12 protein-coding genes and 4 tRNA genes are annotated in these 13532 nt (G+C 63.9%); all 16 read right to left on the reverse strand.

Annotated features, from left to right (window positions below; translation table 11 throughout):
- Positions 1 to 12 precede the first annotated feature (12 nt).
- The gene (gene rpoB / locus E5CHR_RS27555) at positions 13 to 4137 is read right to left on the reverse strand and encodes a DNA-directed RNA polymerase subunit beta (RefSeq protein WP_162582973.1); all 4125 of its coding nucleotides are present in this window, start codon (positions 4135 to 4137) and stop codon (positions 13 to 15) included.
- Positions 4138 to 4387: 250 nt separating this feature from the next.
- On the reverse strand, positions 4388 to 4765 hold the full coding sequence (gene rplL / locus E5CHR_RS27560) for a 50S ribosomal protein L7/L12 (RefSeq protein ID WP_068684340.1): 378 nt from the start codon (positions 4763 to 4765) through the stop codon (positions 4388 to 4390).
- 37 nt (positions 4766 to 4802) lie between these two features.
- Complete coding sequence (gene rplJ, locus E5CHR_RS27565) at positions 4803 to 5336, reverse strand: 50S ribosomal protein L10 (protein ID WP_162582974.1); 534 nt, start codon at positions 5334 to 5336, stop codon at positions 4803 to 4805.
- 289 nt (positions 5337 to 5625) lie between these two features.
- Positions 5626 to 6327, reverse strand: coding sequence for a 50S ribosomal protein L1 (gene rplA / locus E5CHR_RS27570; RefSeq protein ID WP_162582975.1), 702 nt, complete (start codon positions 6325 to 6327; stop codon positions 5626 to 5628).
- Positions 6328 to 6759: a 50S ribosomal protein L11 gene (gene rplK, locus E5CHR_RS27575; protein ID WP_028252759.1), complete on the reverse strand. Its 432-nt coding sequence runs from the start codon at positions 6757 to 6759 to the stop codon at positions 6328 to 6330. It abuts the gene before it with no gap.
- 116 nt (positions 6760 to 6875) lie between these two features.
- Positions 6876 to 7472 (reverse strand): transcription termination/antitermination protein NusG, encoded by a 597-nt coding sequence (gene nusG / locus E5CHR_RS27580; protein WP_162582976.1) that lies wholly within the window; start codon positions 7470 to 7472, stop codon positions 6876 to 6878.
- Complete coding sequence (gene secE / locus E5CHR_RS27585; RefSeq protein ID WP_162582977.1) at positions 7472 to 7855, reverse strand: preprotein translocase subunit SecE; 384 nt, start codon at positions 7853 to 7855, stop codon at positions 7472 to 7474. Before secE ends, nusG begins: the two co-directional genes overlap by 1 nt.
- Before the next feature lie 142 nt (positions 7856 to 7997).
- A tRNA-Trp gene (locus tag E5CHR_RS27590) sits at positions 7998 to 8073 on the reverse strand.
- A gap of 13 nt (positions 8074 to 8086) precedes the next feature.
- Positions 8087 to 9280 carry an elongation factor Tu gene (tuf, locus tag E5CHR_RS27595; RefSeq protein ID WP_162582978.1) on the reverse strand — a complete coding sequence of 398 codons (1194 nt, stop codon included), beginning with the start codon at positions 9278 to 9280 and terminating at the stop codon, positions 8087 to 8089.
- A 73-nt stretch (positions 9281 to 9353) separates the two neighbouring features.
- Positions 9354 to 9428: transfer RNA gene (locus E5CHR_RS27600), tRNA-Thr, on the reverse strand.
- A 42-nt stretch (positions 9429 to 9470) separates the two neighbouring features.
- Positions 9471 to 9544 (reverse strand) — tRNA-Gly (locus tag E5CHR_RS27605).
- A gap of 118 nt (positions 9545 to 9662) precedes the next feature.
- Positions 9663 to 9748: transfer RNA gene (locus tag E5CHR_RS27610), tRNA-Tyr, on the reverse strand.
- Between the two features lie 140 nt (positions 9749 to 9888).
- The gene (locus tag E5CHR_RS27615) at positions 9889 to 10593 is read right to left on the reverse strand and encodes a uracil-DNA glycosylase (protein WP_162582979.1); all 705 of its coding nucleotides are present in this window, start codon (positions 10591 to 10593) and stop codon (positions 9889 to 9891) included.
- Positions 10590 to 11390: an indole-3-glycerol phosphate synthase TrpC gene (gene trpC / locus E5CHR_RS27620; protein ID WP_162582980.1), complete on the reverse strand. Its 801-nt coding sequence runs from the start codon at positions 11388 to 11390 to the stop codon at positions 10590 to 10592. The genes E5CHR_RS27615 and trpC overlap by 4 nt, the downstream gene beginning before the upstream one ends.
- A 12-nt stretch (positions 11391 to 11402) precedes the next feature.
- The gene (gene trpD, locus E5CHR_RS27625; protein ID WP_162582981.1) at positions 11403 to 12428 is read right to left on the reverse strand and encodes an anthranilate phosphoribosyltransferase; all 1026 of its coding nucleotides are present in this window, start codon (positions 12426 to 12428) and stop codon (positions 11403 to 11405) included.
- Between the two features lie 53 nt (positions 12429 to 12481).
- Positions 12482 to 13531, reverse strand: coding sequence for a low-specificity L-threonine aldolase (gene ltaE / locus E5CHR_RS27630; RefSeq protein WP_162582982.1), 1050 nt, complete (start codon positions 13529 to 13531; stop codon positions 12482 to 12484).
- Between the last annotated feature and the right edge of the window lies 1 nt (position 13532).

Consider the following 13532-nt stretch of genomic DNA (forward strand, 5'->3'; position numbering starts at 1 on the left):
TTTCCCTTCTGATTACGAACGCTCGAGCTCGATATCGAGCCCCAGCGAACGGATTTCCTTGACCAGCACATTGAACGATTCCGGCATGCCGGCCTCGATCGAGTGTTCGCCCTTGACGATGCTCTCGTAGACCTTGGTACGGCCTTGCACGTCGTCGGACTTCACGGTCAACATTTCTTGCAGGACATAGGCAGCGCCGTAAGCTTCGAGCGCCCACACTTCCATTTCCCCGAAACGCTGGCCGCCGAATTGCGCCTTGCCGCCCAGAGGCTGCTGCGTGACCAGGCTGTATGGGCCGGTCGAGCGAGCATGCATCTTGTCGTCCACCAGGTGGTGCAGCTTCAGCACGTGCATGTAGCCGACCGTGACGGGACGCTCGAACTGGTCGCCCGTGCGTCCGTCATACAGGTAGGCCTGAGTCCGCGAGGCGGTCAGGCCCTTGGCCTTGGCGATCTCGTCCGGGTAGGCGAGGTGCAGCATGCCGCGGATTTCCTCTTCCGAAGCGCCGTCGAACACCGGCGTTGCGAAAGGCACGCCGGTCGATAGGTTCCCTGCCATCTCGAGGATGTCGGCGTCGCTCAGCTTGGCGAGGTCTTCCTTGCGGCCCGAGCCGTTGTAGAGCTTGTCCATGAACTGGCGCAGCTCAGCCACCTTGGCTTCTTCCTGCAGCAGGTCACCAATGCGCTGTCCCACGCCCTTGCCGGCCCAGCCCAGATGCACTTCGAGCACCTGCCCGACGTTCATCCGCGAAGGCACGCCCAGCGGGTTCAGGCAGATGTCGCAAGGCGTGCCGTCCGCCATGTGCGGCATATCCTCGACCGGAACGATCTTGGAGACCACACCCTTGTTGCCGTGGCGGCCAGCCATCTTGTCGCCAGGTTGGAGGCGGCGCTTGACGGCCAGGTAGACCTTGACCATCTTCAGCACGCCGGCGGGCAGCTCGTCACCCTGCGTGAGCTTCTTGCGCTTTTCTTCAAAGGCGAGATCGAAGCTGTGGCGTGTCTGCTCCAGCGAGTTCTTGATCGACTCGAGCTGCGAAGCGACCTCGTCGTCTGCCGGGCGGATGTCGAACCAGTGGAACTTCTCGATCGATGAGAGGTACGCCTTGTCGAGCTTGCTGCCCTTGGCGAGCTTGTTCGGACCGCCATTGGCACCCTTGCCGACCAGCAGCTTCTCGATCCGGTCGAATGCGTCGGCCTCGACGATGCGCAGCTGGTCGTTGAGGTCGAGTCGGAAGCGTTTGAGCTCGTCATCGATGATCTGCTGGGCACGCTTGTCGCGCTGAATGCCTTCGCGGGTGAACACCTGCACATCGATCACGGTGCCCTGCGAGCCCTGGTCCACGCGCAGCGAGGTGTCCTTCACGTCCGAAGCCTTCTCGCCGAAGATCGCGCGCAACAGCTTCTCTTCAGGCGTCAGCGTGGTCTCGCCCTTGGGCGTGACCTTGCCGACCAGCGTGTCGCCGGGCTGCACTTCGGCGCCGACGTAGATGATCCCGGATTCGTCCAGGCGATTGAGCTGCTGCTCAGCCAGATTCGGGATGTCGCGGGTGATTTCTTCCGCGCCCAGCTTGGTGTCGCGCGCCATCACCACCAATTCCTCGATATGGATGGAGGTGTAGCGGTCCTCGGCAACCACGCGCTCGCTGATCAGGATCGAGTCCTCGAAGTTGTAGCCGTTCCAGGGCATGAACGCGACCAGCATGTTCTGGCCCAGCGCCAGCTCGCCCAGGTCGGTCGATGCGCCATCGGCGATCACGTCGCCCTTGGCAATCTTGTCGCCGCGCTTGACGATCGGACGCTGGTGGATGTTCGTGTTCTGGTTCGAACGCTGATACTTGATCAGGTTGTAAATGTCCACGCCCACCTCGCCGGCCGCCGCTTCGGCGTCGTTCACGCGCACCACGATGCGGGTGGCGTCGACGTAGTCGACCACCCCGCCGCGGCTCGCCGTGACGACCGTGCCTGAGTCGACCGCGGAGACGCGTTCGATGCCAGTGCCGACGAAGGCCTTCTCGGGACGCAGCACCGGCACCGCCTGGCGCTGCATGTTGGCGCCCATGAGTGCGCGGTTCGCGTCATCGTGCTCCAGGAAGGGCACCAGCGACGCGGCCACCGAAACGATCTGCGCCGGAGACACGTCCATGTACTGCACGCGCTCGGCAGAGACCAGGATCGATTCACCCGTCTCGCGCGCCGACACCAGGTCACCCGTCAGGCGGCCGTCCTTGTCGAGCGCGGCGTTGGCCTGCGCGATCACGTACTTGCCTTCCTCGATGGCCGAGAGGTAGTCGATCTCGTTCGTCACCTTGCCGTCCACCACGCGGCGGTACGGCGTCTCGATGAAGCCGTATTCGTTCAGGCGGGCGTACAGGGCCAGCGAATTGATCAGGCCGATGTTCGGGCCTTCAGGCGTCTCGATCGGGCACACGCGGCCGTAGTGCGTGACGTGCACGTCGCGCACTTCGAAGCCGGCGCGCTCGCGCGTCAAACCGCCCGGGCCGAGGGCCGAGACGCGACGCTTGTGCGTGATCTCGGACAGAGGGTTGGTCTGATCCATGAACTGCGACAACTGCGAGGCGCCGAAGAACTCCTTCAGCGCGGCCGAAATCGGCTTGCTGTTGATCAGGTCGTGCGGCATCAGCGGCTCTTGCTCGGCTTGGCCCAGGCGCTCCTTGACGGCCTTCTCGATGCGGGCAAGGCCGGTGCGGTACTGGTTCTCGGCCAGTTCGCCGACGCAGCGCACCCGGCGGTTGCCGAGGTGATCGATGTCGTCCACTTCGCCGCGGCCGTTGCGCAGGTCCACCAGGATCTTGACCACGGCGAGGATGTCCTCGTTGGTCAGCACCATCGGGCCGGTCGACTCGTCGCGGCCGACCTTGGCGTTGAACTTCATGCGGCCGACACGCGACAGGTCGTAGGTGTCGGGGTTGTAGAACAGCCGCTGGAACAGCGCCTGCACCGCGTCTTCCGTCGGAGGCTCGCCGGGGCGCATCATGCGGTAGATGGCTACGCGGGCGGCAAACTCGTCCACCGTCTCGTCGATGCGAAGGGTCTGCGAGATGTACGCGCCCTGATCGAGCTCGTTGGTGTAGATGGCCTGCAGCTCCTGCACACCGGCGGCGCGGAGCTTCTTCAGCAGTGCTTCGGTCAGCTCGTCATTGGCCTTGGCCAGGATCTCGCCGGAGTCGGCGTCGACGATGTTGCGTGCCAGCACGCGGCCCACCAGGAAGTCTTCCGGCACGCTGATGTGCGTGGTGCCCGTCTGCTCGAGCTCTCGCGTGTGGCGCGCGGTCACGCGCTTGTCCTTGGCGACCACCACCTTGCCCGACTTGTCGGTGATGTCGAAGCGCGCGACCTCGCCACGCAGGCGTTCGGAGACGAACTCCATCTGCGCACCGCTGTCCATCAGGCGGAAGTTGTCGTTGACGAAGAAGTTCGCGAGGATCGATTCCGGGTTCAGGCCGATGGCCTTCAGCAGGATCGTGACCGGCATCTTTCGGCGACGGTCGACGCGGAAGTACAGCATGTCCTTCGGGTCGAACTCGAAGTCCAGCCAGGAGCCGCGGTAGGGGATGACGCGGGCCGAGAACAGGAGCTTGCCCGAGCTGTGCGTCTTGCCCTTGTCATGCTCGAAGAACACGCCCGGCGAGCGGTGCAGCTGCGAGACGATCACACGCTCGGTGCCATTGATGATGAAGGAACCCTTTTCGGTCATGAGGGGCACTTCGCCCATGTAGACCTCCTGCTCCTTTACTTCCTTGACCACCTTCGACTGTGAAGTGGATGACTCGCGGTCATAGATGATCAGCTGCACCTTGGCGCGCACGGCCGAGGCAAAGGTCAAGCCGCGGGTCTGGCACTCGCGAACATCGAAGGCCGGCTTCGCGAGGTTGTACTCGAGGAACTTCATTTCCACGAAACCGTTGTGCGAGACGATCGGGAAAGCAGCGTCGAACGCCGCCTGCAGGCCTTCAACGGTGCGCTTCTGAGGAGGGATGCCCGCTTGCAGGAACGCGGTGTACGCGTCTTTCTGCATCTGCAGCAGGTAGGGAATTTCGACGACGCTGTCGCGGTTACCGAAATTCTTTCGGATGCGCTTGCGTTCGGTATAACTGTACGTGGACGTTTGGGCCATGAGAGCTCCGGAGCTTGAGATCTTCAGCGACTTGTCAGCAGCGCTTTCGCGCCACTGCTTGGCGGCTGGCCACTACCAGCCGTTGGCGGACAGTGATGCGTTGCACATCACCCGAACCAAGGGGTCTTCTGCAGTCGGGGTCAGAAGACACTCAAAAACCGCCCTGGCTTAGCTGGCTTTTGGGTGCGCTCTGAAAGCGGCAAAGGCTGGAGGGCCTTTCGGCGCACTCCAGCCCTGCGTGGGAACCGAATTACTTCAGTTCCGCCTTGGCGCCGGCGTCTTCCAGCTTCTTCTTCATCGCTTCGGCGTCTGCCTTGGCCACGCCTTCCTTCACGGCCTTGGGGGCGGCTTCCACCAGGTCCTTGGCTTCCTTCAGGCCAAGGCCGGTGATTTCGCGCACGGCCTTGATCGCGGCGACCTTGTTCGCGCCGGCTTCCATCAGCATGACGTTGAACTCGGTCTTTTCCTCGACAGCAGCGGCAGCGGCGCCGCCACCGCCGGCAGCCGGGGCAGCCATGGCTGCGGCGCTCACGCCGAATTTCTCTTCGATGGCTTTCACCAGGTCGTTGAGTTCCAGGACCGTCATGCTGTCCAGCGCGGTCAGAAATGCGTCTTTATCGAATGCCATTTGGGTTTCCTAAATATGTTGGATGAAGGTCGCACGCTTATGCGGCGGCTTCTTCTGCGGCCGGAGCCTCGGCCGGGGTTTCGCCGCCACCACGCTTCTCGGCGAGCGCGGCCAGGACACGTGCCGTGCGCGAGATCGGGGACTGCATCAAGCCCAGCAGTTGCGCCAGCAACACTTCCTTGGAAGGGATGTTGGCCAGCTGCTTCACGCCTTCGACATCCAGGGCCTTGCCACCGAAGGCGCCGCCGCGAATGACCAGCTTGTCGTTGGTCTTCGCGAAATCGGCCACCACCTTCGCGGCGGCCACGGCATCCTCGGAGAAGCCATAGATCAGCGGGCCGGTCATCTGGTCACCGACAACTTCGAATGCGCTACCAGCGACAGCACGGCGTGCCAGGGTGTTCTTGAGAACACTCAGGGTCACACCCTTGCTGCGCGCATCGTTGCGCAGACGAGTCATGTCAGCGACCGTGATGCCACGGTATTCCGCCATCACGAGCGTTTGAGCTTTTGCGGCGAGGCTGGTCACATCACTGATGACCGCTTCTTTCTCACTGCGATTCAGACTCAAGGTCTACTCCTTTTCAATGCGTCCTTCGGCCGGAACCTCGGGACGCGCTTCATGCAGCGACCAACTGTTTCGGAAACAAATTCCTTGCAGCGGGATCGCCATCTGCGCTGGCTGCCTCGCGAAGGTCGAGGCGATTAAGTGCAGGCCCTCCTGCACGCCAACGGTCTTGGATGGCCCGGGACAGCGCTTGGACGCCGCCTCGACCCACCACATCGCCCCACCGCCTTTTGACAGGCAACGGGGCCGATCTCATCGAACCCTGCCGAAGCAGGGCCCGCTTTCATGCACCTCAGCCCTGGGCCGAGATGGTCTGCGTGTCCACGCGGACACCCACACCCATCGTCGACGACACAGCCACTTTGCGCAGGTAGATGCCCTTGCTCGAGGCCGGCTTGGCCTTGACCAGCGCTTCGATCAGCGCGGCCAGGTTGCCCTGCAGTTTGTCCGCATCGAAGGACCGGCGGCCGATCGTGCCGTGGATGATCCCGGCCTTGTCGACACGGAACTGCACCTGCCCGGCCTTGGCGTTCTTGACGGCGGTCGCGACGTCCGGCGTCACGGTGCCGACCTTGGGATTCGGCATCAGGCCGCGCGGGCCGAGGATCTGGCCCAGCGCACCGACCACGCGCATGGCATCCGGCGCGGCGATCACCACGTCGAAAGGCATGTCGCCGGCCTTGACCTGGGCAGCCAGGTCGTCCATGCCGACGATATCGGCGCCGGCGGCCTTGGCTTCTTCGGCCTTGGCGCCCTGCGCGAACACGGCCACGCGCTTGGTCTTGCCGGTCCCGTTGGGCATCACGACCGCGCCACGCACCACCTGATCGGACTTCTTGGCGTCGATGCCGAGCTGTACGGCCACGTCGATCGACTCATCGAACTTCGCAGTAGCGGCTTCCTTGACGATGCCGATCGCGTCGACGAGCGGGTACAGCTTGTTGCTGTCGACCTTGCCTGCGAGTGCCTTCTGCTTTTTGGTGATCTTGGCCATTTACACGCCCTCCACATTCACGCCCATCGAACGGGCCGAGCCGGCGATGGTGCGGACCGCGGCGTCCAGGTCGGCGGCGGTCAGGTCCTTCATCTTGGTCTTGGCAATCTCTTCGAGCTGCGCGCGCGTGATCTTGCCGACCTTGTCGGTGTGCGGGCGTGCAGAACCCTTCTCGAGCTTGATGGCCTTCTTGATCAGCGTGATCGCCGGCGGCGTCTTGATGATGAAGGTGAAGCTCTTGTCGGCGAACGCGGTGATGACCACCGGCAGCGGCAGGCCAGGCTCGACGCCCTGGGTCTGGGCGTTGAACGCCTTGCAGAATTCCATGATGTTCAAACCGCGCTGGCCCAGTGCGGGGCCGATGGGCGGCGACGGATTGGCTTTACCAGCTGGCACTTGCAGCTTGATGAAGCCGACGATTTTCTTCGCCATGCTTTACTCCTTGCGGGTCCTAGCGCCTTGGTCTTCTCGACCGCAGCTCCCCGGGATTGACGACTCTTCGATCAAAGCCGCGCGCCGAGTCGGACAACGCGCAGCCGGAAACTGCTTCAGGTTTTCTCGACTTGCGAGAATTCCAGTTCAACAGGCGTGGCGCGGCCGAAGATCATGACGGACACGCGCACCTTGCTCTTTTCGTAGTTGACTTCCTCGACCGTGCCGTTGAAGTCGGTGAACGGGCCTTCCTTGACGCGCACGAATTCGCCAACGATGAACTCCACCTTGTGGCGCGGCTTCTCGGTGCCCTGCTGCATCTGGGAGACGATGTCCTCGACCTCCTTCTGCGAAATGGGAGCAGGCCGATTCTTCGCGCCTCCGACGAAACCAGTCACCTTGTTGGTGTGCTTCACCAGGTGCCAGCTCTCGTCGTCCATGATCATTTCGACCAGCACGTAGCCCGGGAAGAAGCGTCGCTCCGTGGTGCGCTTCTGGCCGTTCTTGATCTCGACAACTTCCTCAGTCGGCACCAGGATGCGGCCGAACTTGTCCTGCATGCCGGCGCGGTTGATGCGCTCGGTGATGTTGCGTTCCACGGCCTTTTCCATGCCCGAGTACGCGTGCACCACATACCAGCGCAGATCGGGGTTGGCCGGCGGCGCCAGCACAGGCACATGTTCCGGCGTTGTATCGACAGCGTCGTCAGTCATCATTTTCTCCAGCCCAGGATGAGGTCGAAAAACACCCATTCGAGCGTCTTGTCCGTCAGCCAAAGGAAGACGGACATCACCACGACGAAGGCGAACACATAAGCCGTCATCTGAATCGTTTCCTTGCGGGTCGGCCATACGACCTTCTTGACCTCGCGCCACGAATCGCGACCGAAGGCCCACAGCTGGCGACCATTCTCCGAGCTCGCGAACGCACCCACGGCGGCCGCAAGGCCCACCAGCAGGACGGCCCACTGCACGAGCGCGCCCTGGCGCGACAGCAGGTAGAACGCCACGATGGCGCCGACCGCGAGCACGACAGCCACGGCCAACTTGGCCTTGTCTGCGCCGGTGCTTACGGTTTCGATTTGAGAAGTAGCCATCTTGGGCTTTGTTCCTGCAGCCTTGCGGCCTCTTCAATTCATGGCGTCATTTCAGACGCCGAAGCCCGTCAGGTCATGACGGGCTCTTTGGGTTTCTTCAGCCCGCCGATGTCTTGCTGGGCTTTTCAACGCCACCTTCCAGTGGCAGGGGCAGTAGGAATCGAACCTACAACCTTCGGTTTTGGAGACCGACGCTCTGCCAATTGAGCTATACCCCTCCGCGAAATCGCTTTAGACGTCCAGGATCTTCGCCACCACGCCCGAGCCCACGGTGCGGCCACCCTCGCGAATGGCGAAGCGCAGGCCTTCTTCCATGGCGATGGGGTTGATCAGCTTCACCGTGATGGACACGTTGTCACCGGGCATGACCATTTCCTTGTCCTGGGGCAGCTCGATCGCACCCGTCACGTCGGTGGTGCGGAAGTAGAACTGCGGGCGGTAGTTGTTGAAAAACGGCGTATGACGCCCGCCCTCGTCCTTGCTCAGCACGTACACCTCGGCAGTGAAGTGCGTGTGGGGCTTGATGGACCCCGGCTTGCACAGCACCTGCCCGCGCTCGACTTCTTCGCGCTTGGTGCCGCGCAGCAGCACACCCACGTTGTCGCCAGCCTGGCCCTGGTCCAGCAGCTTGCGGAACATCTCCACGCCCGTGCAGGTCGTCTTCTGGGTCGGGCGAATGCCCACGATCTCGATTTCCTCGCCAACCTTGATGACGCCGCGCTCGACCGCCCCAGTCACCACCGTACCGCGACCAGAGATGGAGAAAACGTCTTCCACCGGCATGAGGAAGGTGCCGTCCACCGCACGCTCAGGGGTGGGGATGTAGCTGTCCAGGGCCTCGGCCAGCTTCATGATGGAGCCTTCGCCGAGTTCGCCCTTGTCGCCTTCCAGGGCCAGCTTGGCCGAGCCGTGGATGATCGGGGTGTCGTCGCCCGGGAACTCGTACTTGTCCAGCAACTCGCGCACTTCCATCTCGACGAGCTCCAGCAGCTCCTTGTCGTCGACCATGTCGCACTTGTTGAGGTAAACAATGATGTAGCCCACACCCACCTGGCGCGCCAGCAGGATGTGCTCGCGGGTCTGGGGCATCGGGCCGTCAGCGGCCGAGCACACCAGGATGGCACCGTCCATCTGGGCGGCACCGGTAATCATGTTCTTGACGTAGTCGGCGTGGCCGGGGCAGTCAACGTGCGCGTAGTGGCGGTTGGCCGTCTCGTACTCGACGTGGGCGGTGTTGATGGTGATGCCGCGCGCCTTTTCTTCGGGCGCCGCGTCGATCTGGTCGTAGGCCTTGGCCTCACCGCCGAACTTGGCCGACAGCACCGTGGCAATCGCCGCCGTCAAGGTCGTCTTGCCGTGGTCCACGTGACCGATCGTGCCCACGTTCACGTGCGGCTTCGTGCGGGTGAATTTTCCTTTTGCCATTTTCTCGACTCCGAAAAATAACTAGATCAACACACTGACATGGGGTTGCAACCGCCGGCTACAACCCCAAGACTGGTGCCCATTGCGGGAATCGGACCCGCGACCTCTCCCTTACCAAGGGAGTGCTCTACCACTGAGCCAAATGGGCGAAATTTCTAAAAACCTGCGCCTTGCGTCGATCGGAGATTGCTGGAGCGGGAGACGGGAATCGAACCCGCGTCATTAGCTTGGAAGGCTAGGGTTCTACCATTGAACTACTCCCGCATCGCGGTGCAGCCCCTGGAGCCAGGGCCGCGCCGTAGCACGGTCCGGGTTCTGCGCTTTGCCTTCCAGCTTTGCACCGCACCCGTCATTCAAACGCTCTGCAAAATCCGTTCTTCGCTGGTGGAGAGGGCTGGATTCGAACCAGCGTACTCGTAAGAGGGCAGATTTACAGTCTGCTGCCATTAACCACTCGGCCACCTCTCCGGCGAACCTCGAAATATAGCACGGTTGACAGGGCAGGTCGATGACAGGGCGTGACCGTGGCCCGGGCCACGGCCTTCCAGCCGTCGTGAAAAGCCCTTCAGCGGGGCGCGCATTGCCCTCCTGAATATCACCCGGATCAATTAAAGACCCTGGGACTGCCGCCACGCCCGCGCCTCGCCAAAATGGCCGCACCCGATGAAGGGGACCGGTGGGCGCAGCGCCGAAAGCGGCGAGGGATGGTTCGAAGTCAGCACCTTGTGGCGGTGAGAATCGATCAGCGCGCGCTTGCTTTGTGCATGCGAGCCCCACAGCATGAACACCACCGGGCGCTCGTCATCGGCAACGCGGCGAATCACGGCATCGGTCAGGACCTCCCAGCCCCGGCCCGAATGGCTGGCCGGCTGCCCCTCCTCCACCGTCAGACAGGTATTGAGCAACAGCACGCCGTTGGTGGCCCATTTGACCAAACTGCCGCCCGGATCGGGGAAGCGTGGCGCCGGGGTGCCTAGATCGCGCTCCAGCTCCTTGAAGATGTTGCGCAGCGACGGCGGGAGGGCCACGCCAGGCGCCACGGAGAAGGCCAGTCCCTCGGCCTGGCCGCGCCCGTGGTACGGGTCCTGGCCCAGGATCACGACACGCACTGCCTCCGGCGGGGTGAGCTCGAGCGCTCGCAGCGGCCGCGGCGGAAAGATGGCGGCCCCAGCCTTCAGCCGCTCATGCAGGAAGCCGATCAGCTTGAGCCCCATCGGCGAGCCGAAGAACTCGTCGACCAGGGGTTGCCATCCCTGGGCCACGGGCCAATCGGCCGGATCGCTGCTGGCCAGTTGGGTGGACGGCGCGCTCATCGGAAGAGGTCGGCCAGCGCCTCGCCCGGCTCGTCGGCACGCATGAAGGCTTCCCCCACGAGGAAGGCGTGGACGCCGGCGGCACGCAGCGTCGCCACATCCTCGCGCAACGTAATGCCGGACTCGGTCACGAGCAGGCGATCTGCCGGAACCGCCGGCAGCAGATCAAGAGTGGTCTGCACCGAGACCTCGAAGGTCCTCAGGTTGCGATTGTTGATGCCGATGAGTGGCGTGCGCAGCTTCAGCGCCCGCTCCAGCTCGGCCGCATCGTGCACCTCCACCAGCACAGCCATGCCCAGTCCTGTCGCAATGACCTCGAACTCACGCATCTGCGCGTCGTCCAGGATGGCTGCGATCAGCAGGATCGCATCGGCGCCGATCGCCCGCGACTCATAGACCTGATAGGCATCGACGATGAAGTCCTTGCGCAGCACCGGCAGCTCGCAGGAGGCGCGAGCCTGCTTGAGGTAGTCGACGCCGCCCTGGAAGAACTGGCGATCGGTCAACACCGAGAGGCAGGCCGCGCTGATTTTGCCGTCGCCTTCGGCATAGCTCTGCGCGATGTCGGCCGGGACGAAGTCGGCGCGCAACACGCCCTTGCTCGGACTGGCCTTCTTGACCTCGGCGATGACTGCCGCCTGGCCGCCTGCAATCCTGGCGCGCAGCGCGCCGGCAAAGTCGCGCGTGAGCACCCGGCTCTCGGCATCGAAGCGCATAGCCTCGGGCGAGCGCTTCTTGAGCGCCGCGGCCACCTCTTCCCGCTTGACGGCGACGATCTTCTCGAGGATGTCGGACATTTCTTTCCCCTCTCAGGCGGCGTTGGTTATCTGGACCAGTTCGGCCAGCTTGGCCTTCGCCGCTCCCGACTCCAGTGCTGCACGGGCGCGCGCGATCCCGCCCTCCATCGAGTCGACCAGGTCGGCCGCGTAGAGTGCCGCCCCCGCATTGAGAATCACGATGTCACGCGCTGGCCCCGGCTGGTTGTCCAGCACGCCCAGCAGCATCGCTTTCGATTGCTCGGGGGTCTCGACGCGCAGCGTGCGGTTGCTCGACATGGCGAAGCCGAAGTCCTCCGGATGCAGTTCGTACTCGCGCACCTCGCCGTTCTTCAGTTCGCCAACCATGGTGGCTGCGCCGAGCGAGATCTCGTCCATGCCGTCGCGCCCGTAGACCACCAGCGCGTGCTCCGCGCCCAACCGCTGCAGCGCGCGCACCTGGATGCCAACCAGGTCCGGATGGAACACGCCCATCAGGATGTTCGGCGCGCCGGCCGGGTTGGTGAGGGGCCCGAGGATGTTGAAGATGGTCTTGATGCCCAGTTCCTTGCGCACCGGCGCGACGTTTTTCATGGCCGGATGGTGATTGGGCGCGAACATGAAGCCGATGCCCACGTCCGCGATGCACTTCGCGATCTGCTCGGGCTTCAGGTTGATGTTGACGCCCAGCGACTCCAGCACATCGGCGCTGCCGGACTTGCTGCTCACGCTGCGGCCACCGTGCTTGCTGACCTTGGCGCCCGCGGCGGCAGCCACGAACATCGCGCAGGTCGAGATGTTGAAGGTGTGCGAGCCGTCACCGCCGGTGCCCACGATGTCGACCAGGTGGCGGGTGTCCGCCACCGGAACCTTGGTCGAGACCTCGCGCATCACTTGCGCGGCAGCGGTGATCTCGCCGATGGTTTCCTTCTTGACGCGCAGGCCGGTGATGAGGGCCGCCATCATCACCGGCGAGCACTCGCCGCTCATGATCAGACGCACGATGTGCAGCATCTCGTCATGGAACACCTCGCGATGCTCAATGGTGCGCTGCAGGGCTTCCTGTGGGGTGATGGACATGATGAAGTCTTCCTTGGGTCATTGAACGGATGAAGCGCAGCAGCGAATGCGCCTCAGGCATAGAAAAAGCTCCGTATGGCGGCAATGGCGTGGTCGATGCCGTCGCCGTCGACGTCCAGGTGCGTCGCGAAACGCAGGCGGTACAGACCGGTGGCAAGGACGCCCTCGCGCTTCAGGTGCGCCAGCAGGTCGGCGGAGCGTGCCTGTGCCTCGCCCACGAGATCGACGAAGAGCAGGTTGGTCTGCGGCGCCTCCACCTGCAGCCCGGCAATTCCTGCCAGGCCATCAGCGAGGCGGCGCGCCAGTGCGTGGTCCTCCGCGAGGCGATCGACGTGATGCTGCAACGCATGCGATGCCGCGGCGGCGAGCATCCCGGCCTGGCGCATGCCGCCGCCGGCCATCTTGCGGATGCGGTGGGCGCGCGCGATCAGTTCGCGAGATCCGCACAGCGCCGAACCGACCGGCGCGCCGAGGCCCTTGCTGAAGCAGACCGACACACTGTCGAAACACCCGGCGATGCGCCGCACCTCGTCTCGCGCAGCGGTGCCGCGCTGCGCCGCCTGCGCGACCGCCGCGTTGAAGAGGCGGGCGCCATCGAGATGCCGCGCGAGACCCTTGCGGTGCGCGAGCTGCGTGGCCTGCTCCACATAGTCGAAGGGCAGCAGCTTGCCGCCCAGCGTGTTCTCCAGCGCCAGCAGGCGGGTGCGGGCGAAGTGCGCGTCATCGGGCTTGATCGCGGCAGCGATGTCCTCCAGGGCCAGCGTGCCGTCCGGCTGATGGTCCAGCGGCTGCGGCTGCACGCTGCCGAACACCGCTGCGCCACCACCTTCCCAGCGGTAGCAGTGCGCCATCTGGCCCACGATGTACTCGTCGCCGCGCTGACAGTGGGCCAGGATGCCGCAAAAGTTGCTCTGCGTCCCCGTGGGCACGAACAGCGCCGCCTCGAACCCCAGCATTCCGGCAATCTGCGACTGCAGCGCGTTGACGCTCGGATCGTCGCCGAACACGTCGTCGCCCAGCGGCGCCTGAAGCATGGCCTCGCGCATCGCCGCGGTGGGCCGGGTGACGGTGTCGCTGCGCAGGTCGACCAGGGGATGGCTCATC

Origin of the sequence: Variovorax sp. PBS-H4 (assembly GCF_901827205.1) — a bacterium.
Classification (GTDB): Bacteria; Pseudomonadota; Gammaproteobacteria; order Burkholderiales; family Burkholderiaceae_C; genus Variovorax.

Bases quoted from the DNA above. Each gene is read 5' to 3' on its own strand.
- rpoB (WP_162582973.1), bottom strand. From the start codon at position 4,137: ATGGCCCAAACGTCCACGTACAGTTATACCGAACGCAAGCGCATCCGA.
- rplL (WP_068684340.1), bottom strand. From the start codon at position 4,765: ATGGCATTCGATAAAGACGCATTTCTGACCGCGCTGGACAGCATGACG.
- rplA (WP_162582975.1), bottom strand. From the start codon at position 6,327: ATGGCCAAGATCACCAAAAAGCAGAAGGCACTCGCAGGCAAGGTCGAC.
- rplK (WP_028252759.1), bottom strand. From the start codon at position 6,759: ATGGCGAAGAAAATCGTCGGCTTCATCAAGCTGCAAGTGCCAGCTGGT.
- nusG (WP_162582976.1), bottom strand. From the start codon at position 7,472: ATGACTGACGACGCTGTCGATACAACGCCGGAACATGTGCCTGTGCTG.
- secE (WP_162582977.1), bottom strand. From the start codon at position 7,855: ATGGCTACTTCTCAAATCGAAACCGTAAGCACCGGCGCAGACAAGGCC.
- tuf (WP_162582978.1), bottom strand. From the start codon at position 9,280: ATGGCAAAAGGAAAATTCACCCGCACGAAGCCGCACGTGAACGTGGGC.
- E5CHR_RS27615 (WP_162582979.1), bottom strand. From the start codon at position 10,593: ATGAGCGCGCCGTCCACCCAACTGGCCAGCAGCGATCCGGCCGATTGG.
- trpC (WP_162582980.1), bottom strand. From the start codon at position 11,390: ATGTCCGACATCCTCGAGAAGATCGTCGCCGTCAAGCGGGAAGAGGTG.
- trpD (WP_162582981.1), bottom strand. From the start codon at position 12,428: ATGTCCATCACCCCACAGGAAGCCCTGCAGCGCACCATTGAGCATCGC.
- ltaE (WP_162582982.1), bottom strand. From the start codon at position 13,531: ATGAGCCATCCCCTGGTCGACCTGCGCAGCGACACCGTCACCCGGCCC.